This is a genomic window from Marinobacter sp. MBR-105, from assembly GCF_053628895.1.
This window is the reverse complement of sequence record NZ_JBRJHG010000015.1, coordinates 52,132-72,717: the sequence shown is the minus strand read 5'-3', so window position 1 is coordinate 72,717 and position 20,586 is coordinate 52,132. Positions and strand designations below refer to the sequence as shown.

Below are 20,586 nucleotides of genomic sequence, written 5' to 3'. Positions count from 1 at the left end.
ATTTGAACAGTATTAAAACATATGGCCAGAAGGAGACCAACCCCCGGAAAGGTGAAAATCCTCACAGGGTTTCGACAAATCTGGTAACTCCTTCTAATACAAACAAAACCGACTGCCGGCGCACCTGATCCCGGTCACCATCGAAATGCTCTACACTGGTCTCAGTGTTTTCGACACCGTTGCCCCAGGCAAACCAGACCGTGCCAACCGGCTTGTCTGCGCTACCGCCGCCCGGCCCGGCAACACCGCTGATAGCGACAGCGATATCCACACCCGTAGCGCGGATGGCGCCTGCCACCATCTGGCGAACCACCGGCTCACTGACCGCCCCATCCTGCTCCAGGGTATCGGCCTGAACGCCTAGAATGGCCCGCTTGGCCGCATTGCTGTATGTCACCAGGCCCGCCATAACGTAGGCGGACGAACCCGCCCGGTCGGTCAGCACCTTGGCTACCCAGCCACCAGTGCAGCTTTCCGCCGTGGCGATGGTCATGCCCTTGCGCTCAAGCACCGCCGCCAGCGCCTCACCAGCCTTGGCCAATTGCCCGTCGGTCACATTCATCCTGCTCTCCCGTTTACTTTGATGCCCGTCGCCAACCAACCTCAGGCTCCGGGAAAACTGTCGACAAACCCGCGATCAATCCGGTCTTTCCACTTCCAGACCCAGGCGCCCGAAAACGTCAAAGGGCCGTAGTTGCCAATCGCCGTGCAGTCTCCCGCCGCCAGCAGGTACAACGAAAACCGTCGCGGATAGAAACGCGTTAGCGGTTTGCCCGATATCGCGGCAGCAAGATTGTGGGCCAGTATCGGCCCGGCCCGAACCGCGTGTACCCCGGAACGGTCCAGCCGTTGGTCAACCCGGCTACAGGCATCTCCGGCCACAAACACATTTTGGTGAGACGTGCTGCGATGGCAGGCGTCTACCCTGACAAACCCGGCTTCGTCTACGGCAAGGCCGCTGGCTCCCAGAAAGGGCAGAGCCCTGCCACCGGTAGACACCAGAACCGCATCGGCCCGCAATCGTCGCCCCCCGGCCAACCGGACCCCATCAGCCACCGGCTCGCCATACTCCTCAACAATCTCGACACCGGCACGCGTCAGCGCCCGCCGCACCAGGCGGCGAAAGCGGGGACGAAAGCCCGGTACCACGCCATTGCTGCCGGCCACCAGAACAGCGCCCGCCTGGTCGCAGTCCGCCGACCGCCGGGCCAGGGCCATGGCGATCTCCGCACCTCCAGCGCCCCCACCAAGAACAACAATGCGTGGGCGCGCCCTGGCATTCAGGGATCGCTCGGTTGCCGGCCAGTTTTCAGCAAAGCGTTCGATGGGCTTGACACCCAGGATCACGCTGTCCGATTCGTTCAGCTCGGCACTGTCACTGGCCGAGCCAACGTCGACCGAGAGCAAATCGTAGGGCAGCCGTTCACCACTTGCCAACACAACCTCCTGCTCGGCCGCCCGCAATTCAACAGCCCGATCGAGCACCAGCCTGCCGCCGGCGGCGGTCACCGTGGGCTCGACCAGGACACGGCACTGGTCGAAGCGATAGTGTCCGGCCAGCCAGCCCGGGATCATCCCGGAGTAGTACTGCCACCGGGACGGTGACACCACCACCAGCTCAGTCTCCGGCAACGGATCCCGCGTGAACTGACGCAACGCCACCATGTGAGCGTGGCCGGCACCCAGCAAAACCAGTCGCTTCATGCTCTCATCTCCTGCCTGCCATACTCACCACCCCGAGCTCTGATATGCTCAGATCAGGAGGCGCCCAAACCCCATGTTGCGACACCCGATACACGAAGAAGATCCCCGGCTGGCGATCATTGTCCCCGTCCTCAACGAGATCGACGGTATCGAACCACTGCTGAGCCACCTGGAAACCTGGCGTCAACGGGGTGCAGAAATCATTGTGGTGGATGGTGGCAGCGACGACAAATCGGATAGTCTCATCGAGGCAAGGGGATTTCCCCTGCTTCGGTCTGCCCGCGGACGCGCAACCCAGATGAATGCCGGCGCCCGCTCCAGCCAATCGCCTTTCCTGCTGTTTCTGCACGCAGACACCCGGCTGCCTGAGAATGCAGACGCGCGGGTGACCGGGCATCTTGTATGCTCCCAATCCACCTGGGGGCGTTTTGATGTCCGGATCGACGGCCGCTCCCGCCTGTTGCCGATCGTTGGCGCCATGATGAACCTGCGCTCCAGGCTGACCGGCATTGCCACGGGCGATCAGGCCCTGTTCATGACCCGAACCCTGTTCGAGCAGGTCGGAGGGTTTCCAGAACAACCGCTGATGGAAGATGTGGAAATCTGCAAACGCCTGAAACACATCACGCCTCCGGTGTGTCTGAGGGACAAAGTGGTCACCTCCGGCCGGCGCTGGGACCAGCGCGGCGGCTGGCGGACGATCGTTTTAATGTGGCAGTTGCGCTGGGCTTACTGGCGCGGCGTTCCTGCAGACCAACTGGCAGCCCGTTACCGATGAACCAGACACACATCATTGTTATTGCCAAAGAACCCCTGCCCGGAACGGTAAAAACCCGCCTGATCCCGGCCCTGGGCGAGATCGGCGCCGCCCGTCTGGCGGACCGAATGCTACGGCACACACTGACACAGGCCCTCGACGCCAATATCGGTCCGGTGGAACTCTGCGTCAGCCCGGATCCCGCAGCAGAGTACTGGCAGCAATTGAATCTTGGTGATCGAGCCATCCTGTCTTCCCAGGCCGGAGGCGACCTGGGCCATCGCATGGCGGAAGCCGCCAGAAACGCCCTGACAGCCGGTTTGCCGGTGATCCTGATCGGAACGGACTGCCCGGATCTTGACGCCAACCGACTGAGGCAAATGGCCGGCGAACTCCAGAACCACGATGCTTGCCTTTGCCCGGTCGCCGATGGCGGCTATGCCCTGCTGGGGCTCCGGCGTTTCAGCCGCGACCTCTTTACGGATATTCCCTGGAGCACCGAACAGGTGGCCGCCATCACCCGACAGCGTCTGGCGACCCTGGGGTGGCTTCTGGCGGAAAGCGAAACCCTGCACGACGTCGACGAACCAGCTGACCTGCAATGGCTGGCGACAGACTATCCCGGGCTGATGATGTCCTGAGTGACTGACCGGCTGCCGACACCTCCGGAGCGTGGTACCATCGCGGGTTTTGGTATCCCGAACGGCGTGCCACCACCCTTGCCGATGTTTACCCGGAAGAATTGAGGAACTATGACGGACCTGTCCAAGCACACCCCGATGATGCAGCAGTACCTGAAAATCAAGGGAGAACACCCGAACGAGATGGTGTTCTACCGCATGGGGGACTTCTACGAGCTGTTTTACGACGACGCTAAAAAAGCCGCAGAGTTGCTGGACATTACCCTGACCGCCCGGGGCCAGTCCGGAGGTAATCCGATTCCCATGGCAGGGGTACCCTTCCATTCGGCCGAGGGCTACATTGCCCGCATGGTTCGTGCCGGCCAATCCATCGCTATCTGCGAGCAGATTGGTGATCCTGCCACCAGCAAGGGCCCGGTGGAACGCAAGGTGGTGCGCATTGTCACGCCCGGTACACTGAGTGACGAGGCCTTTCTGGAAGACCGCCGCGATAACCTCCTGGCAGCCATCTACCATCACAAAGAGCAGTTCGGCTTTGCCTCACTGGATATTTCCAGTGGCCGGTTCGCAGTGTCGGAACTGGAGAGCCTGGAAGCCCTGCAGGGTGAACTTCAGCGCCTGCGACCCGCTGAAATCCTGATCAGCGAGGATTTTCCCTATACCGACATCCTTGAGGGTTTCACCGGCGTACGCCGCCAGGGCCCCTGGCTGTTTGAATCGGACACCGCCCTCCGGGTGATTACCCAACAGTTGCAGGTACGTGACCTCACCGGCTTTGGCTGCGAAGACCTGACCCTGGCAGTGTGCGCCGCCGGCTGCCTGTTGCAATACGCCAAGGAGACCCAGCGCACGGCGCTGCCCCATATCCGCAAACTGACCCGCGAGCGCCGGGAAGATGCGGTGATACTGGATGCCGCCAGCCGCCGCAATCTGGAAATCGACACCAACCTGATGGGTGGCCAACAACATACCCTGGCCTGGGTGATGGACCGCACCGCCACCGCCATGGGAGCCCGGGAACTTCGGCGCTGGCTGAATCGCCCGCTTCGGGATGTCGAGCGTGTGCGCCAGCGCCAACAGGCGGTATCTGCGCTGCTGGACGGCTTCCACTATGAGCCGGTGCACGATCTGCTGAAACGGGTGGGTGATATCGAACGGATTCTGGCCCGGGTTGCCCTGCGTTCCGCCCGGCCGAGAGACCTTGCGCGCCTGCGAGACGCATTTCATGCCCTGCCGGAACTGCAGGAGGCACTGAAACCGGTCAACTCACACCATATTGTGAAGCTGGCGACCGTGATCGGTGAATACCCGGAACTGGCAGACCTGCTGGAACGCGCCATCATCGACAACCCGCCGGTGGTGATTCGTGACGGCGGTGTGATTGCCGAAGGCTTCGACGAAGAGTTGGACGAACTCCGCAACATCAGCGAAAACGCCGGCCAGTATCTGCTGGATGTGGAAACCCGGGAACGTGAACGCACCGGCATTTCCACCCTGAAAGTAGGTTACAACCGGGTGCACGGTTACTATATCGAGATCAGCCGGGCCCAGTCTGAGCAGGCGCCGGTGGACTATATCCGCCGCCAGACCCTGAAAAACGCCGAACGCTTCATCACGCCCGAACTGAAAGAGTTTGAAGACAAGGCCCTGAGCGCCAAGAGTCGGGCCCTGGCCCGGGAAAAAGGCCTGTACGACGACGTACTGGAAACCGTGGCCGAACAACTCGCCCCGCTGCAGGACGCCGCCCAGGCCCTGGCCGAACTCGACGTACTGAGCAACTTCGCCGAACGCGCCACCTCCCTGCGCTTCACCGCGCCGGAATTTACCGACCAGCCAGGTTTTGATGTGGAGGAAGGCCGGCACCCGGTGGTGGAGCAGCTGCTGGACGAGCCGTTTGTGCCCAACAACCTGTTGATGGATACCAAACGCCGCATGCTGGTGATCACCGGCCCGAACATGGGCGGTAAGTCCACCTACATGCGCCAGGCCGCCCTGATTGCCCTGCTGGCCTACACCGGCAGTTTCGTGCCCGCCAACCGCGCCGTGCTTGGCCCGGTGGACCGGATCTTCACCCGCATGGGCTCCTCGGATGACATTGCCGGTGGCCGCTCCACCTTCATGGTGGAAATGACCGAAACCGCCAATATCCTGCACAATGCCACCGAACACAGCCTGGTGTTGATGGATGAAGTGGGCCGGGGCACCAGTACCTTCGATGGCCTGTCGCTGGCCTGGGCCACGGCCGAGCACCTGGCGAAGAACATCCGGTGTTATACCCTGTTCGCCACCCACTACTTCGAGCTGACCCAGCTGGCCGATGACCTGGAACATGCGGTTAATGTGCATCTGACCGCCACCGAGCACGACGATTCCATCGTGTTTCTGCACAATGTGCACGATGGTCCGGCAAGCCAGAGTTACGGGCTGCAGGTGGCAAAACTGGCCGGTGTACCCCAGGATGTGATCCGCAACGCCAAGACCCAGCTGGCGCATCTGGAAGGCCTGGAAGCAGGCAGCAACCCGTCGCCGGCACCCGTGAGCGTTAACGAGCCGAAACCGGCTGCACCATCTGCGACAAAGGCCGCCAGTGTCGACGCGGTGTACCAGGGCGACATGTTTGCCATGGCCGAGCCGAGCGTGGTGGAACAGGCCCTGGAAAAGCTCGATCTGGACGGCATCACCCCGAGAGACGCCCTGAACCAGCTCTATGAACTCAAGGGGTTACTGGAAAAATAACAGCATTCTGCGCCAAACTTGATCTGGGTAATAACGATATAGCAGGCCAACGCTTGCGGCAGTGTGGGGGGCTCCCTACAATATCGCTCCAAATTATAAACGGGGCCGGGTAACTGACAGGCTCCTGATGAGACTGAATCTTCTACGAACCAGGGATCTGACTATGGCGTTTATCGTTACTGATAACTGCATCAAGTGTAAATACACCGACTGCGTGGAAGTCTGCCCCGTGGACTGCTTCTACGAAGGCCCCAACTTTCTGGTGATCGACCCGGACGAGTGCATTGACTGCGCCCTGTGTGAGCCAGAGTGCCCGGCCGAGGCCATCTTCTCGGAAGACGAGCTGCCGGCAGGCCAGGAAGCCTTTGTGGAAATTAACGCAGACCTGGCCGGCAAGTGGCCCAACATCACTGAAAAGAAAGACCCGCTGCCAGACGCCGAAGAGTGGGACGGCAAGCCCGACAAACTCCAGTACCTGGAGCGTTGAGGCCAGGCCGCACAAATACAAAAAAGGCCGGAGGGATCACTTCCGGCCTTTTGCGTTATCGGCCCTGCCGTCTTTCAGTCAGTGGCCGCCAGCAGCTTTTTCGTCGCCGCCGAGCGATAGAACGGTTCTAGCCGTCGCCGCAACAGCGCTTCCAGATAGCCCTCCTGCCTGAGCAGATCCACCAGCGGCAAGCCCACCGCTTCAAGTTCTGTGACAATCACCTCCCGCGTGACGCCGATATCCGCCAGCAGGTTCATCACCGGTTGGTTACCATAGCGGGCATACAAGCCTTCCACCACTGCCTGGACACAGCCCTCAAAATACGGGGTCTGGCGGAAATGCAGCCAGAAGTCATAGCCCAGCACCACAAACTCCTGTAGCTGAACATCGCCCAGTCCGTCCTGCAGATCCTCGATGGTGCTGTCTTCGAGAGACACCCAGGCCGCCATCACCGTGTCACGCAATTCATCGTCGCTCAGTGCCTTGTGAAGGAACTGCTCACTCCGGGCAATCAGGCTCGGCAGGCTGTCGGAGAGCCAGGCCTTGATCCGGCGTTCAAAGGTTTCATCCAGCCCCGGTACCGCCTTATTGGCCATTTTCTTGCCGAATTTCATCATCGAGCCCACTCCGGGTACTGAGCGGGTAATCAGATTATCTTCGTACAGATAGTTCACCAGGCCGTGATAAACCACATTCGAGACCAGCTCCTGATAAACCGGGTGAGCCATAATCTCGCTGATCACCCGCTCCCGCTGGTGGCGCAACTCCAGAGCTTCCTCAACAAACGCACTGGCCTGCTCACGGGACAGAATATCGCCCAACCGGGTCTGGCTCTGAACCGGAGCATTCAACACTTCGGTTGCCAGATCCGCCGCCAGTTCGGGAATGCCGGCATCCAGCTCCATGCTCACCACCACCCGCCGGATCAGGCCCATAATCTGCTCGGCACTGACAGCGCGTTCCAGGGTAATGCTGTTGGCATACTCCAGCAGCTCATCCACTTCCTGATGCAGAAACTTTTTCAGTTTGGCGCCTTTCAGGGCATTCAGCTCGTGCCGAACGTGGGCTTCGAGTAATTGGTCCGCCAGGGTTGAAGTGGTCTCGGTCATAAGCCTGTTTTCCTTTGCCAGGTTTTCTTGTCAGGCAAAGAGGCTAACACGTTCCGGGGCATGGCGGGTTTGCCCGAACTACAGTTTCCGACATGATGCAGGGCCAGTCCGGAAACCGTCCCGGAGGGTTTACTGAAAATCGCTGAACTCGTGAGGCTCCGCCGCCAGCGCCAGACAAATACTGCCCGGCCCCACATAAATGGCACTGGTAATACCCATCTGTGACAACAACAGCTCAACGCCGTTCTGCTCGCAGGCATCGCGAAGCCGATTCAGGCCCGGCAGATCCTCGATTTCGGTCCAGCTCAGGCCACAGGAAAGGCTGACATACGGCGTCAGCAAACCCGCTTCTACCCGGGCGACTGCGTAATTCATAACCTTCTCTACGGCCATGTCGAAGTTACGGGTCTTGGCAACAGGTTTGCCTTCCACGCCCTGCCCGAAAATCACCGGGATGATGTTCAGCGCCTTACCCAGGAAGGCCGCCACCGCAGACACGCTTTTGTCACCGCGGCGCCGGGCTCGTTCACGGATGTAATGCAGATCCCGGGGAATAACGCAGGTGTAGATTTTGTCAGTGAAGGTTTCCACTTCATGGCGAAGCGCATTCTTCGAAACTTTCTGGCCAATCAGCTTCAGCGTGTGAGCCGCCAGCAGCCCCTGGCCGGCAAAGATCTGTTTGCTGTCGATCACCCGCATGGAAAACTTGCCATCCCGGCCTGCGGCTTTGCGCGCTTCTTCATAATGCGCCATCACCGAGTTCATGGCCTCGGAAGCATTCTGGTAAATCAGGCTCCGGCTGCGGGTGACGGTTTCGCAGATAGCCACATCAAATTCGGTGACGATCTTTTCCATGAACAGATCGTGAATCTGCTCGGCGCTGAACGCTTCCGTCTCGGCTTCGTGCCCTTTATCGAGCATGCCGCTCTGGTAAAACTCCTGGGTGCGGACAGGATCGTGGTTATCGATGTAGGTCTGGCCATCAATAATGGCTGTAACGGGCAGCACAAACAGGTCGTGTTTGCGGGCGAATTCGTAGGGTAGATCACAGGCGCTATCAACGATCAGACCAACTCGCATGCTGAATGTCTCCGGGTTCGGGCGCGTCCTCTGGCGAGTGCGCCCTTTTTTATGATTATTTTGCAGCGCCTCAGTGTTACACAGGCTGATGAAAATTTCAGCAACCCGGCAACCGGCTCAGGCTTCCAGTTCCCTCAGATTGGCTTCCAGCAAACCGCGATTGTCCTGCTGCCACGGGTGGAAATCCCGCCGAAAATAGGCCAGAAAGTCCGGCAGGCACTTGCGCAGAACCCCCGGCTTGCCCCACAGGAAATTGAGACCACCCAGCCAGGTTCGCAGGCTCCAGAGCTTGCCGTCGGTTTTCAGTAGACTGCAGGTATTGAGGAAGGTGTAGCGGAAGAAATTCCAGGTTACGAACAGGAACACGATCCGGCGAAGCTTGTCGTTGCCAACACAGGCCCGGTAAACATCGAAGGCCACCGACTTGTGTTCAGTTTCCTCAATGGCATGCCAGCGCCACAGCCTCCTCATGGTTGGAGTCGCCCCTTCCATCCACTCCGGGTGACTGAGAATGGCGTTGGCCAGAACCGCCGTGTAATGCTCCGCACCACAGGTTCCGGCCAGCTGACGACTCGGCGGCAGGCGCCCGACCCACTCCATATGTTTGCGGAATCGTTGGTCCAGGGCATCAATATCGTAGCCCCGGGCTTTCAGGGCTTCGTTGTATTCCTTGTGCTCGCGGCTGTGCAATGCCTCCTGGCCGATAAAGCCCTTGATCTCTTCTTTCAATTTGGGATCTGTAATCTGATCCCGGTAGAGTCGAACCGCATTGATAAACTGCTGCTCGCCATCCGGAAACTGCAAGGACAAGGCATTGAAAAAGGCCGTTCGAAAGGCATCGTTACCATGCCAGAGCGTTCTCAGTTCGGTACGAACATCGAACCGCAGGTGCCGGGGTTTGACCGTGACACCATCGGGGGTGGAGCTGATCGTCATGGCAGCCTCCTGTGGTCTGTTTGTTGTTATCGGGAGTTTGACTGCGGATAATTTTTAATCAACGGAATCAGTTTACCCCCACGTAACTGCAAACCGGAAGGCATACCTCAAGAAAAAAAGACGCTTTGTCACAATATGACAACTTGTCAGAAACCCGAACAGAAACAAAAAAGGGAGGCGCTCAGGCCTCCCAAGGACACACAGTGGGTAGATGCCGCCGCCGAACACGGCGGCATCAGGTTCAGTGCTCTTTGACCGGCTCCACACCCGGTGCTTCCGGATCTGGGGTAAAGCCGAGAATGTGGGTGCGCTCGATCAGGAAGTACAACACCGCACCAGTGGCCAGGCCCCAGCCCGCGCCGTAAACCGCGAGTACTACGCCCATCGTGCCAGCAATACCACGCTCGGTGTTGTTCTCCAGCTGCTCCAGGCCCACCATCAGACAGATGTAGCCGGTCAGCAGCAGTGTCAGCGACAGGGCAATCGGCAGTACCGGTTGAAAGAAGCTCACCAGCGGCAGCACAAACAGTGCGATAAAGCCGGTAATCCAGAAGGTGCCACCACCGCTGTAGATGGAATCCATGGCATTACGGCCATACTTGTAGCGCTCGGCCATGGTGGCGGTCACCGCCGTCCAGATCGGGCCAGCCAGGCCAGGGTATGGCGCGAAGAACGCGTGGCCGCCGTTACGGATCGCTGTGACCAGATGGACACGGTCCACGCTGTTGTCGATGTCTTCGTCTTTGCGCAGATGGTCAACACGATTCATCAGGGACTGACCCACCACGATGTCACCGAAGGCAATGACATAGGCAATGACTGCAGTCGGGATGGCGTACAGGAACACATTCAGATCCGGGAAGCCGACGCTAAACGGCAGGTAATTCCACAGCTGGTCAAACGCCGGCTTGGTGATGCCCCATTCCACGTTGGGCACCGCGTATTCGCCAGTGGCAAAGCCCACCAGAATGGCCACCACCATACCCGGCACCATGCCGTAGTTGGCAATCTTGCGGGCGATCACGTTCTTGTCGACGAAACCTTTGAACGAGACCGAGAACATCAGGTACAGACACACCAGGCCGCCTACGATCAGGGAGATCGGCGTATTGGCCAGGCGGCCGCCAGCCTCGATTTCACCCATCAGCGCTGCAATACCGGCACCGATAATGATACCGCCCTTCATGGAGCGCGGAATCCAGTTGACCAGTTTACTGCCGAGCCGGGTAACACCCAGAATCAGGAAGATCAGGAACACCAGGAACTGCAATGCAAACAGCGCCTGGATGGCCTCAGGACCGGGTTCATAATCGGAAAGGAACAGCAGCACCACCGGAATACCCGGGGTAATCCAGCCGGGCACCAGAGGCACACCCAGCAAGGCAGGCAGCATAAAGCCGATACCGCAGATCACCACGTAAGCCAGGGCCACGTCGTAGGGAACACCGAGATATTTTTCCAGCAGAGGGATCATGGCCAGACTGACCACGAACATGATCAGCGCCTGCACCATCTCCGCGAATTCCCAGCGGTAATGCACAAACGGAAGACGAACTTTGAAGGGACCAGCAGGCCAGTACGGCTGCTCTTCACCATTTTTTCTGTGGAACATTTGCATAAAGAAACCTCCAGACACCGTGTTTCAGGCGCCAGCCAGTGTTGTTTTTGTGGAGAGGTGTGGCTGCGCCGGCAGGCGCAGCCGTCATGGGATTCAGTTCAGGTCTTTGGCCTGGTCCCTCAGTACGAACTTCTGGATCTTGCCGGTTGAGGTTTTCGGCAGCTCCGTGAAGACCACGGTCTTGGGCACCTTGAACCGGGCCAGGTGCTCGCGGCAGAAGTTGATGATGTCGTCTTCAGACACATCCCCGGCTTCCGGCTTCAGGGTGATGAAGGCACAGGGAGTTTCGCCCCACTTCTCATCAGGCCGGGCAACCACCGCCGCTTCCAGTACAGCCGGATGGCGATAGAGGGTATCTTCCACCTCGATGGTGGAGATATTCTCGCCACCGGAGATGATGATGTCCTTCAGGCGATCCTTGATTTCCATGTAGCCGTCTTCGTGCCACACCGCCAGGTCGCCAGTGTGGAACCAGCCACCACGGAACGCCTCTTCCGTGGCGGTCGGGTTTTTCAGGTAACCCTTCATCACCGTGTTACCGCGCAGGAAGATCTCACCGATGGTTTTACCGTCTTTGGGGACCGGCTGCATGGTGTTGGGGTCCGCCACCATGGTGCCGCCCAGCGTGTGATAACGAACACCCTGGCGGGCCTTGATTTTGGCGCGATCATGCAGGGGCAGCTCGTCCCATTCGGATTTCCAGGCACACACGGTGACCGGGCCATAGACTTCGGTCAGGCCATACACGTGAGTGACCTTGATGCCCATCTCTTCAATGGAACCAATCACCTGGGCGGGGGGCGCCGCGCCGGCGGTCATGGATTTCACTTCGTGGTCGATGCCCGCCTTGGCTTCCGGTGAAGCATTCAACAGGGCGTTCAGAACAATCGGAGCACCACACATGTGGGTAACCTGATGATCACGAATTAACTGCAGGATTTTCTCCGGGTCTACCCGGCGCAGGCACACGTGGGTGCCGGCCATGGCGGTGATGGTCCAGGGGAAACACCAGCCATTGCAGTGGAACATCGGCAGGGTCCACAGGTAGACCGGGTGCATGTCCATGGACCACACCGTCTGGTTGCCCAGCGCGTTGATATAGGCACCGCGGTGGTGATACACAACACCCTTGGGGTTACCGGTGGTGCCGGAGGTGTAGTTCAGGGAAATAGCATCCCACTCATTATCCGGGAAGCTCCACTGGAACTGTGGGTCACCTTCCTGCAGGAAGGCCTCGTAATCCAGATCGCTGACCTGAACGCCCTCACCATACTCCGGGTCGTCCACGTCAATCACCAGCGGCTTATGCTCCAGATGGCGCACCGCATCCTTGATCACCTGACCGAACTCACGGTCGGCAATGACCACCTTGGCCTCGCCATGCTCCAGCATGAAGGCGATGGCTTCGGCATCCAGGCGAACGTTCAGGGTATTGAGCACGGCACCGATCATAGGGATGCCAAAATGGCACTCCACCATGGCCGGAATGTTCGGCAGCATCACGGCAACGGTATCGCCCCGGCCGATTCCACGGCCCTTCAGGGCAGATGCCAGGCGCAGACAACGGTCGTAGGTTTCAGCCCAGGTGCGGCGAATAGCACCGTGAATGATGGCCGGGTAATCCGGATACACACTGGCCGTGCGCTCGATAAAATCTATGGGGGATTGAACAGCGTAGTTCGCGTCCCGGGGCTCTAGGCCCTGGTCAAAAATCGACGTCATTGGCGTGGTCCTCTAACTCGAATGTTGTTCTTATGGCGTATTCAGAAGAATCGCTAAAGCAGCTATACTCAGCATTGCCGAAAATGGTAGACCACAGCAAAATTACTAGAAACTCTACCATGGTATTATGGGAATACTTCTATAATATATGACAAATCCCAACAATCCTCGACAAATCAGTCTCCTGCTGGACAGCGACCCGCAACCCACGCTGATTCTGGCGGCCGACGCAACGGTATCCGACTGTAACCGGGCCACCCGTGAGTTGCTCACTATCAGTAAAGCACCTTCACCGGATACTTTGTTGCCGGTAAACACTCCGGCGCTGGTGCAGGCGGCCATCAGCCAGGGCCGGGCCATTGAAGAGGTGGAGTCACGGTTCAGTGACCGAATCGTCCTGTGGAGCTTTATTCCCTTGCAGGAGGGCACGCAGGTTCTGGTGCGCGGGCGCGATGCCACCAACGACATTCTGGATCAGGAGCGGGCGGTGCGCTCCAACCGGCTTTACCGCCTGATCACCGAAAACACCACCGACCTGATCTCTCGCCATGCCCCGGATGGCCGTTTTATCGACGCCACGCCTGCCTCCTGGCGGCTACTGGGATACTGGCCCGAAGAGCTGCGCGGCAAGGCCCTGGAAGACGTCTTCCAGGGGGAGAATCTGGCCGAGGAGCTGGCACAGACCCGCCACCGGCTGCGGGAAGACGGCTACGCCACTCTCACCCTTGAACTCCATCACCGGGATGGCAGCCGCCGCTGGTTCGAGATTGCCAGCCGGGCCATTCGCGAGACGTACACCGGTGCCGTAGTCGAAGTGATCAGCGTCTCCCGCGATATTACGGCCCGGGTAGAATCGGAAGAGCAGAACCGCCGTCTGGCAGACGAACTGGCCCACACCGCTCGCCTGGCCACCCTGGGCGAGCTCGCCTCGAGCATTGCCCATGAGATGAACCAGCCGCTGGCCTCAATCGTCAATTTCGCCAGCGCCAGTCAGCGTTTTCTCAAGGAAGCCGACAAGCATCCGGACCGTCTCCTGAAAGTGGACGACGGTCTGCAGAAGATCGTGCATCACGCCAACCGGGCCTCGGAGGTCATCAAACGGCTGCGAGCTTTCCTGCGCAAGGGCCAGAAGCGCATGGCACCGGTCTCGCTCAACGCCGTCATCAGCGACGTGGTAAAGCTGTGCCAGTGGGAAGCGGAAAAAAACGGGGTACGGTTGCAGGAGTATCTGGCCGCCGATTCTCCCGTGATTACCGCAGACCCGGTTCTGCTGGAGCAGGTGTTGATCAACCTGATTCGTAACGGCATAGAAGCCAATGTCGAAGCCCGCGGCGAAACCGGCCGGCTGTCCCATATCGTGGTGACCACCTGCATCAACGATCAGCGCGAAACCCTGATCCAGGTCACCGACGAGGGTACGGGCCTGGATGACGAAGGCATACGCCAGATGTTCCAGCCGTTTTTCACCAGCAAACCCAAAGGCCTGGGGCTCGGGCTTTCCATGAGCCGTTCCATTATCGAAGGTTTTGGCGGCTTTCTCGACGCCATACCCGCCGAAACCGGCGGGCTGTCATTGATCTGCCGGTTCCCGCCCAACCATCACCGGCTCGCCCCAAATCGCACCGCAGATTTCGCACATCCGCCAGGAGAAAAACCCTGATGCCAGACACGCACAACACGGTCTACGTGGTCGACGACGACGCCGGCATGCTTGAATCCACCCAGTGGCTACTGGAGTCAGTGGGACTGAAAGTGAAAGCCTACAGCGATGGCCGCCAGTTTCTGGATGCGGTGGAGGACCAGCGGCCTGGCTGCGTGGTTCTGGATATCCGTATGCCGGGGCTGGGAGGATTGAACGTACAGGAAGAGTTGCAGAAACGAGGCCTGGACGTGCCGATCATCTTTGTTTCCGGCCACGCCGACGTGCCCATTGTGGTACGGGCCTTCAAGTCCGGGGCTTTTGACTTCATCGAAAAACCATTCAACGAACAATTGTTGCTGGACAGTGTGCAACAGGCCCTTCAGGACGCCGACGATCCCGCACCAAACGCAACGCCTGCTGCCGGTACCGAAGCATTGATTGCCAGTATGACCCGCCGGGAGAAGGATGTATTCCTGCCCCTGGCCCAGGGTTACACCAGCAAGGAAATTGCCGAGCAACTGGATGTCAGCGTCAAGACCATCGACCTGTACCGGGCCCGGGTAATGAAGCGCCTTGGTGCAGAGCGCCTGCCAGACGTGACCGGCCTGGCCATTGCCGCGGGTCTGTTGAACCCGCTCGAACTCAGGCAGCCCGCTCAGCCGGACTGACGCTGGACTTCGTGGGCCAGGGAGCCAAGTCGTATCACCGCGGTCTCCAGCCGATCCGTCCAGGGATTGCCGCCGTTCAGCCTCAGGCAGTTCTCGAACTTGTTGGTGGTTGAGAACATCAGCCCCGGCGCCACGTTGATGTTTTCGGCCCGGGCTCGCCGATACACTTCGGTACCCGATACGCCATCCGGCAGCTGCACCCAGAGCACAAACCCACCCTGGGGTCGGCTGACCGCCGTACCCTCCGGGAACGACCGGGCCACGGACGATCGCAGCCGCTCGGTTGCCTCCCGGAAGTGTTGCCGGGCACCGCGCAAATATCGGTCGTAACCGCCCTGCTCCAGAAAATGCGCCACCGCCAGCTGTGGTATGGACGAGGTTGCCAGATTCACAAAATATTTGTGCTGGCGGGCACTGGCCATGTGCCGGCCGGGAATCATCCAGCCCAGTCTCAGGCCCGGTGAAATGGTTTTGGAAAAGGAGCTACAGTAGATCACGTTGTCTGCGCGATCAAAGGCCTTGGCAGGCCGCGGTCGTTCACCGGTGTGGTAAAGGTCGCCATAGATATCGTCTTCAATCAACGGCACATTGGCAGCCGCCATCATGGCCACCAGCTGCTGCTTGCGCTCGTCCGTCATCCGGGCACCCATGGGATTACTGTGATTCGGCACCACCACACAGGCTTTCAGCGGCCACTGTTCCAGGGCCAGCTGCAGGCCCTCCAGACTGATGCCATCAGACGGATGGGTTGGAATCTCAATTACCCGGAGCCCCACCACCTCCAGCGCCTGCAGGATTCCCGGAAAGGAAGGCGATTCCACCGCCACAATGTCACCGGGCTGGGTCACAGCCCGCAGGGCCAGAATGATGGCTTCCTGGGCACCGTTGGTGGCGAGCACATCGTCTGGCGAGATCGGCACGCCGAGGGTGGCCATGCGCTGGGCAATCTGCCGGCGGAAGGATTCCTTGCCGGGGAAGGCATAATCCAGGGTTTCCAGGCCCCGCCTGGCAGCCCACAGGGTGCTCTGCTGGATCTGCCGCAACGGCAGGTAATCCGGGTGTGGTATGGCGGTTGCCAACGGCACCATGCGCTTCTGCTCGTCCGCGCACAGATCCAGCGTCATTTCCCGGGCAGACACCGGCAGCGGCTGGCTGCGTTGTTCTGACATCCTGGGCTCCGGCACGTCTCTGGCAGGCAGCCTTACGAAATAGCCGCTGCGCTCCCTGGCCTGCAGATAGCCACGGGCTTCCAGCGTCTGGTGGGCCTGAAGCACCGTGGAAATGCTGACTCCGAACTGGCGACTGAGCACCCGAACCCCGGGCAACCGCTCTCCCTCCCGGTAAACGCCATCCCGGATCAGCCCCTGCAGCTGATCTGCTACCTGGTTATAAAGCACACCCATGGTCTTCTCCCTGATTGCAGTGGGCCAGTCAAAATCTATTGCAGCAGATCCGGCGCCAATTCAGGCAGTACAGATTGGCTACTTTTCGGCCAGCACAGTTCAGATTATAGGCCATCTGTACCGATTCAATGCCTGGTTAACTGAATCTGTTATGGCAACACGGATAAGCGAACAATAGAGCCATCCACTGAAGAAGGAGTTTCACCATGGCACAGGTACAGAAAACCCATGAGCGTTTTGATCAGCAACCGGAAAGATCCAGAGCCAGTCAGAAGGATCTGTTCAGCCTTGCCGGTGCTGACGCTACCACGGGCAGCGGTCTTCACCTCAAAACCATACAAGGCCTGGCCCGGGAGGGCATCCGGGTAGTCCCGGCCGGCCACAACCACTGGATTCTCACCGGCAACCGCCCGCTGCCGGAAGTCCACTGCTACAGTGAGCAGGAATTGCAGCGCTTTGCCCGTTCGCGGGCCAGACATTATCTGACCACCCCCAACAGGGAGAGCCTATGAACACCACACCGATTTATCAGGTCGATGCCTTTACCAATACCCTGTTCGGCGGTAATCCGGCGGCCGTTATGCCGCTGGATCAATGGCTGCCAGACGACCGGATGCAGGCAATAGCGCTCGAGAACAACTTGTCCGAGACCGCATTTCTGGTGCCGCTGTCAGAGTCCGACCCGGCGGATTTTCATATTCGCTGGTTCACCCCCACGGTGGAAGTACCGCTGTGTGGCCATGCCACGCTGGCTTCGGCATGGGTGGTGTTCAACCGCCTGAACTGGTCGGCAGACACCGTGCATTTTCACTCCAAAAGTGGCCCGTTGGCCGTTACCCGCCGGGCAGAAGGCTGGCTGGAGCTGGATTTCCCGAACCTGCCCTTCGAGCACAGGCCAACACCGGCGCTGATTCTGGAGGCCTTGCCCGGGGCGCCGGCCGAGTCTTTCTACGTGCCCAACGACACCAATTACATGGTGGTGCTGGGTTCCGAAGACGAGGTGCGAAGCGCCAGCCCCGATAACCGCAAGCTGGCCGAACTGGGCAACCAGGGCCTGATTGTGACCGCCCCGGGAACGGACTGCGATTTTGTCAGCCGCTATTTTGCTCCCGGTGCCGGTATCGACGAAGACCCTGTGACCGGCTCCATCCACAGTGTGTTGGTGCCTTACTGGGCTGAGAAGCTCGGTAAAACCGGACTCAGGGCCCGCCAGGTTTCTGCCCGCGGCGGCGAACTGCGCTGCGAGCTCCGGGGCGAGCGGGTGGCCATCTCTGGCCAGGCAGCCTTCTACATGGAGGGTTCCGTTCAGCTGCCATGAGGCTGGTATACTGCCCGGCGTTTCTCACCAACGGCGGGCAGTCTCATGGCAGGTTCATCCTCAGCGTATGACGTAATTATCATCGGCGCCGGCGCAGCAGGGCTGATGTGTGCAGCAACCGCCGGCTACCGTGGTCGGCGTGTGCTGGTGCTGGACCATGCCAACAAACCGGGCAAGAAGATTCTGATGTCCGGCGGCGGGCGCTGCAATTTCACCAATCTGAACAGCACACCCGCCAATTTCCTCTCGGATAATCCCCATTACTGTATCTCGGCGTTGAAGCGGTACACGCCCCAGGATTTCCTAGAACTCGTGGATCGCCACGGCGTCGAGTACGAGGAGAAAGCGCCCGGTCAGTTGTTCTGCCGGAACAGCGCCAAAGACGTCCTCAATGTTCTGCTGACCGAATGTGAATGGGCAGGCGCGGAGATCCGGCTGAAGACCCAGATTCAGAATGTGCGAGAGGTGAGCGGTGGCTATCAGGTTGTGACTGGCAGCGGCGTGCTGAGCTGCGAATCTCTGGTGGTTGCCTGCGGCGGCCTGTCCATTCCCACCATGGGCGCGACCGGATTCGGCTATGAGCTTGCCAGAAAATTCGGGTTGAACATCCTGTCGACCCGGGCCGGGCTGGTGCCCTTTACCCTACAACCGGAGCTGAAACAACAACTGGCCCCACTCTCGGGGGTCAGTTGCCCGGTCGATGCCCACTGCCATAACCAGCACTTCCGTGAGCCCATGCTGGTGACGCACCGAGGGCTGAGTGGCCCGGCCATGTTACAGGTGTCCAGCTACTGGCGGCCGGGGGATGAGGTGCACATCAACCTGTTACCCGGCCAGCCAATTCAGGAGGACCTGCTGGCACTTCGAAAGCAAAAGCCGCAATCCACTCTGGCGCAGTATCTCAACCAGCATCTGCCCAAACGCTTTGCCCAGGCATTTAATGAACTTCAGGGCTGGCAGGGCCCACTGCAGGGCTGCAGCAATCAGGAGATCGAGCAGATTGCCGACACTCTGGGCAACTGGACGGTGAAACCGGCCGGCACCGAAGGCTACCGAACCGCGGAAGTGACCCTGGGCGGGGTCGATACGCGCCAGCTCTCCTCCAAAACCATGGCGGTTCTGGACCGGCCGAATCTGTTTTTTATTGGCGAAGTGGTGGACGTGACCGGGCACCTGGGTGGTCACAATTTCCAGTGGGCCTGGGCGTCCGGTGTGGCTGCCGGCAACGAGGCCTGAGCCCCGCTACAGGTACTTCTCGATAGGCAGCCAAGACAGCATCCGCGACATGGCCCGACGCCAGAAACCCACCTCCGGTTCGTGCTGCACCTCCTGCCCCTCTGACCGCCAGACCAGCTCCTGCTGGCCGTTCAGTTCAACCTTCCAGCTATTCCGCGGCTCCATGGCGTAACGGATATCGTCCGCCACCGCACCCGCGAGCTCCGGGCTTTTGATCACCAGCACCGTCTCGCCATTGAGATAAATGGAACGCAGATTCACGTTGAAAGATCCGATAAACAGCGTTTCCCGGTCAAACACCACCGCTTTGGAGTGAAGGCTTACCTCACCGCCGTCACAAGCCGCACTGGCGGCCACCCAACGTTGGCAGGCAGGGGCATCCGGTCGCAATTCGTGCAGTTCAATACCTTGTTGCAGCATCGCCCGGCGCCAGCGGGCATAACCCGAATGATTGGTCACCAGATCATTCGTCGCCAGGGAGTTGGTCAGTGCAGCGACTTCCAGGCGACCGTTGCCAATTCCGTCAACCGCTTTCAGCTGGTTGTCGGTGAGGATCAGATACGCCGATTCAATCAAAATCTCGGAGCGAGCATCCTCTACCAGATCATACAGGGCTTGTGCGGTTCTCTGGGGAGCCTCTGCCGGTGCATCCGGGTCTTCGGGAGGCGGATCGAACACCAGTTCGGCGGGTGCGGACACGGTGTTGGCAAACAAGGTCTCCAGATAGCCCCTTGCCGTTTCCCGGTCTCCAGGCGGCTCGACCTGGTAATGCCTGGATGCGGCGGACTCGATCAGGGCGCTGAGTTTCGATTGCGGCTGTTGAGGCTTCGAATAAAGCTCTGCCAGCGGCAGGGTCCAGGGACTGTCCCAGTAGGCCTCGAAATTGGCAGTCATGTCCCCCGCCAGTGGCCCCAACACCAGAACATCGCGATCCCGGAAATTCAGTGTCGGATGCTGATCGAAATACTCATCCCCGATGTTCCTGCCCCCGGCAATACCCACAAGACCATCCACCACAAAGGTCTTGTTGTGCATACGCCGATTGATGCGATCAAAGTCGGTGATAAACGAGAGCCAGCGACCAAAGCCATCCCGGGACCGGGATGGGTTGAAAATACGCACGCGGATATTGGCATGGGCATCCAGGAGGGCGAACAGGGATTCCTTGCCAGCGACGTTTATGTCATCCAGCAGCAGGCGAATCACCACGCCGCGATCCGCGGCCGCAACCAACCTGCTGGCCAGGTAGCGGCCGCTGTCATCGTCGTTCCAGATGTAATACTGGGCGTCGATGCGCTGGCTGGCGGTCTCGATCAGTGCGGCCCTGGCCAGGAAGGCATCCTGGCCGGTGTTCAGCAGTTTTACCGCCGGCAGCCCGGCGCCGACCCGCTCTTCGCTCTGCGCCTGCAGAAAAACGTCTGGCTCCGAGACGACCGGTATTGCCGGCCCGTGTTCCATGGGCTTGATTCCTCCTGCACAGCCAGCAAGGACAACCAGGGATATCAGGGTCAATAACCCTCTGATCATCG

Annotated in this window: 18 protein-coding genes; 9 read left to right on the top strand and 9 right to left on the bottom strand. The window is 59.6% G+C overall.

The genetic code is table 11. The annotated features are described in order from the left end of the window. Window positions 1-61: 61 nt before the first annotated feature. Window positions 62-562, bottom strand: coding sequence for a CinA family protein (locus tag ACSSVV_RS16465; protein WP_454106584.1), 501 nt, complete (start codon window positions 560-562; stop codon window positions 62-64). A gap of 41 nt (window positions 563-603) precedes the next feature. Next, entirely contained in the window at window positions 604-1,704 is a 1,101-nt protein-coding gene (locus tag ACSSVV_RS16460; RefSeq protein ID WP_454106583.1) for an FAD-dependent oxidoreductase, read from the bottom strand. A 73-nt stretch (window positions 1,705-1,777) separates the two neighbouring features. On the opposite strand from ACSSVV_RS16460, the gene ACSSVV_RS16455 reads away from it, so the two are divergent. The 4 genes from ACSSVV_RS16455 (at window position 1,778) to fdxA (ending at window position 6,325) form a co-directional block, all read left to right on the top strand. Next, window positions 1,778-2,482: a TIGR04283 family arsenosugar biosynthesis glycosyltransferase gene (locus ACSSVV_RS16455; protein ID WP_454106582.1), complete on the top strand. Its 705-nt coding sequence runs from the start codon at window positions 1,778-1,780 to the stop codon at window positions 2,480-2,482. Next, on the top strand, window positions 2,479-3,102 hold the full coding sequence (locus ACSSVV_RS16450; protein WP_454106581.1) for a TIGR04282 family arsenosugar biosynthesis glycosyltransferase: 624 nt from the start codon (window positions 2,479-2,481) through the stop codon (window positions 3,100-3,102). The genes ACSSVV_RS16455 and ACSSVV_RS16450 overlap by 4 nt, the downstream gene beginning before the upstream one ends. Window positions 3,103-3,213: 111 nt before the next feature. Next, window positions 3,214-5,838, top strand: coding sequence for a DNA mismatch repair protein MutS (mutS, locus tag ACSSVV_RS16445; protein ID WP_454106580.1), 2,625 nt, complete (start codon window positions 3,214-3,216; stop codon window positions 5,836-5,838). A gap of 163 nt (window positions 5,839-6,001) precedes the next feature. Beyond that, window positions 6,002-6,325, top strand: coding sequence for a ferredoxin FdxA (gene fdxA, locus ACSSVV_RS16440; RefSeq protein WP_023009330.1), 324 nt, complete (start codon window positions 6,002-6,004; stop codon window positions 6,323-6,325). Window positions 6,326-6,399: 74 nt separating this feature from the next. Here the strand turns inward: fdxA and ACSSVV_RS16435 are convergent, their stop codons facing one another. From ACSSVV_RS16435 to ACSSVV_RS16415, 5 genes are all read right to left on the bottom strand, one after another. Continuing rightward, window positions 6,400-7,434 (bottom strand): hypothetical protein, encoded by a 1,035-nt coding sequence (locus tag ACSSVV_RS16435; protein WP_454106579.1) that lies wholly within the window; start codon window positions 7,432-7,434, stop codon window positions 6,400-6,402. 129 nt (window positions 7,435-7,563) lie between these two features. Beyond that, the gene (locus ACSSVV_RS16430) at window positions 7,564-8,514 is read right to left on the bottom strand and encodes a DegV family protein (RefSeq protein WP_023010772.1); all 951 of its coding nucleotides are present in this window, start codon (window positions 8,512-8,514) and stop codon (window positions 7,564-7,566) included. A 117-nt stretch (window positions 8,515-8,631) separates the two neighbouring features. After that, window positions 8,632-9,450 (bottom strand): metal-dependent hydrolase, encoded by an 819-nt coding sequence (locus ACSSVV_RS16425; protein ID WP_023010771.1) that lies wholly within the window; start codon window positions 9,448-9,450, stop codon window positions 8,632-8,634. A 241-nt stretch (window positions 9,451-9,691) separates the two neighbouring features. Beyond that, window positions 9,692-11,068 (bottom strand): solute carrier family 23 protein, encoded by a 1,377-nt coding sequence (locus ACSSVV_RS16420; protein ID WP_023010770.1) that lies wholly within the window; start codon window positions 11,066-11,068, stop codon window positions 9,692-9,694. 93 nt (window positions 11,069-11,161) lie between these two features. Further along, window positions 11,162-12,790: an acyl-CoA synthetase gene (locus ACSSVV_RS16415; protein ID WP_014420961.1), complete on the bottom strand. Its 1,629-nt coding sequence runs from the start codon at window positions 12,788-12,790 to the stop codon at window positions 11,162-11,164. 148 nt (window positions 12,791-12,938) lie between these two features. On the opposite strand from ACSSVV_RS16415, the gene ACSSVV_RS16410 reads away from it, so the two are divergent. After that, on the top strand, window positions 12,939-14,450 hold the full coding sequence (locus ACSSVV_RS16410) for a PAS domain-containing sensor histidine kinase (RefSeq protein WP_023010769.1): 1,512 nt from the start codon (window positions 12,939-12,941) through the stop codon (window positions 14,448-14,450). After that, window positions 14,450-15,100 (top strand): response regulator transcription factor, encoded by a 651-nt coding sequence (locus ACSSVV_RS16405; RefSeq protein WP_023010768.1) that lies wholly within the window; start codon window positions 14,450-14,452, stop codon window positions 15,098-15,100. Before ACSSVV_RS16410 ends, ACSSVV_RS16405 begins: the two co-directional genes overlap by 1 nt. Here ACSSVV_RS16405 and ACSSVV_RS16400 read toward each other — a convergent pair. After that, on the bottom strand, window positions 15,088-16,503 hold the full coding sequence (locus tag ACSSVV_RS16400; protein WP_023010767.1) for an aminotransferase-like domain-containing protein: 1,416 nt from the start codon (window positions 16,501-16,503) through the stop codon (window positions 15,088-15,090). The genes ACSSVV_RS16405 and ACSSVV_RS16400 overlap by 13 nt on opposite strands. Before the next feature lie 206 nt (window positions 16,504-16,709). Here ACSSVV_RS16400 and ACSSVV_RS16395 point away from each other — a divergent pair, with 206 nt between their 5' ends. From ACSSVV_RS16395 to ACSSVV_RS16385, 3 genes are read left to right on the top strand one after another with little or no spacing between them, the layout of a single operon-like run. Further along, the gene (locus tag ACSSVV_RS16395) at window positions 16,710-17,015 is read left to right on the top strand and encodes a hypothetical protein (RefSeq protein ID WP_454106578.1); all 306 of its coding nucleotides are present in this window, start codon (window positions 16,710-16,712) and stop codon (window positions 17,013-17,015) included. Continuing rightward, window positions 17,012-17,821: a PhzF family phenazine biosynthesis protein gene (locus tag ACSSVV_RS16390; RefSeq protein WP_454106577.1), complete on the top strand. Its 810-nt coding sequence runs from the start codon at window positions 17,012-17,014 to the stop codon at window positions 17,819-17,821. The genes ACSSVV_RS16395 and ACSSVV_RS16390 overlap by 4 nt, the downstream gene beginning before the upstream one ends. A 45-nt stretch (window positions 17,822-17,866) precedes the next feature. Beyond that, window positions 17,867-19,057 carry an NAD(P)/FAD-dependent oxidoreductase gene (locus ACSSVV_RS16385; RefSeq protein ID WP_454106576.1) on the top strand — a complete coding sequence of 397 codons (1,191 nt, stop codon included), beginning with the start codon at window positions 17,867-17,869 and terminating at the stop codon, window positions 19,055-19,057. Between the two features lie 6 nt (window positions 19,058-19,063). Here the strand turns inward: ACSSVV_RS16385 and ACSSVV_RS16380 are convergent, their stop codons facing one another. Next, window positions 19,064-20,515 (bottom strand): phospholipase D family protein, encoded by a 1,452-nt coding sequence (locus ACSSVV_RS16380; RefSeq protein WP_454106575.1) that lies wholly within the window; start codon window positions 20,513-20,515, stop codon window positions 19,064-19,066. Between the last annotated feature and the right edge of the window lie 71 nt (window positions 20,516-20,586).

Excerpts from the sequence above, each read along its gene's own strand:
- ACSSVV_RS16465 (WP_454106584.1), bottom strand. The coding sequence starts at position 562 with ATGAATGTGACCGACGGGCAATTGGCCAAGGCTGGTGAGGCGCTGGCG.
- ACSSVV_RS16460 (WP_454106583.1), bottom strand. The coding sequence starts at position 1,704 with ATGAAGCGACTGGTTTTGCTGGGTGCCGGCCACGCTCACATGGTGGCG.
- ACSSVV_RS16455 (WP_454106582.1), top strand. The coding sequence starts at position 1,778 with ATGTTGCGACACCCGATACACGAAGAAGATCCCCGGCTGGCGATCATT.
- ACSSVV_RS16450 (WP_454106581.1), top strand. The coding sequence starts at position 2,479 with ATGAACCAGACACACATCATTGTTATTGCCAAAGAACCCCTGCCCGGA.
- mutS (WP_454106580.1), top strand. The coding sequence starts at position 3,214 with ATGACGGACCTGTCCAAGCACACCCCGATGATGCAGCAGTACCTGAAA.
- fdxA (WP_023009330.1), top strand. The coding sequence starts at position 6,002 with ATGGCGTTTATCGTTACTGATAACTGCATCAAGTGTAAATACACCGAC.
- ACSSVV_RS16435 (WP_454106579.1), bottom strand. The coding sequence starts at position 7,434 with ATGACCGAGACCACTTCAACCCTGGCGGACCAATTACTCGAAGCCCAC.
- ACSSVV_RS16430 (WP_023010772.1), bottom strand. The coding sequence starts at position 8,514 with ATGCGAGTTGGTCTGATCGTTGATAGCGCCTGTGATCTACCCTACGAA.
- ACSSVV_RS16425 (WP_023010771.1), bottom strand. The coding sequence starts at position 9,450 with ATGACGATCAGCTCCACCCCCGATGGTGTCACGGTCAAACCCCGGCAC.
- ACSSVV_RS16420 (WP_023010770.1), bottom strand. The coding sequence starts at position 11,068 with ATGCAAATGTTCCACAGAAAAAATGGTGAAGAGCAGCCGTACTGGCCT.
- ACSSVV_RS16415 (WP_014420961.1), bottom strand. The coding sequence starts at position 12,790 with ATGACGTCGATTTTTGACCAGGGCCTAGAGCCCCGGGACGCGAACTAC.
- ACSSVV_RS16410 (WP_023010769.1), top strand. The coding sequence starts at position 12,939 with ATGACAAATCCCAACAATCCTCGACAAATCAGTCTCCTGCTGGACAGC.
- ACSSVV_RS16405 (WP_023010768.1), top strand. The coding sequence starts at position 14,450 with ATGCCAGACACGCACAACACGGTCTACGTGGTCGACGACGACGCCGGC.
- ACSSVV_RS16400 (WP_023010767.1), bottom strand. The coding sequence starts at position 16,503 with ATGGGTGTGCTTTATAACCAGGTAGCAGATCAGCTGCAGGGGCTGATC.
- ACSSVV_RS16395 (WP_454106578.1), top strand. The coding sequence starts at position 16,710 with ATGGCACAGGTACAGAAAACCCATGAGCGTTTTGATCAGCAACCGGAA.
- ACSSVV_RS16390 (WP_454106577.1), top strand. The coding sequence starts at position 17,012 with ATGAACACCACACCGATTTATCAGGTCGATGCCTTTACCAATACCCTG.
- ACSSVV_RS16385 (WP_454106576.1), top strand. The coding sequence starts at position 17,867 with ATGGCAGGTTCATCCTCAGCGTATGACGTAATTATCATCGGCGCCGGC.
- ACSSVV_RS16380 (WP_454106575.1), bottom strand. The coding sequence starts at position 20,515 with ATGGAACACGGGCCGGCAATACCGGTCGTCTCGGAGCCAGACGTTTTT.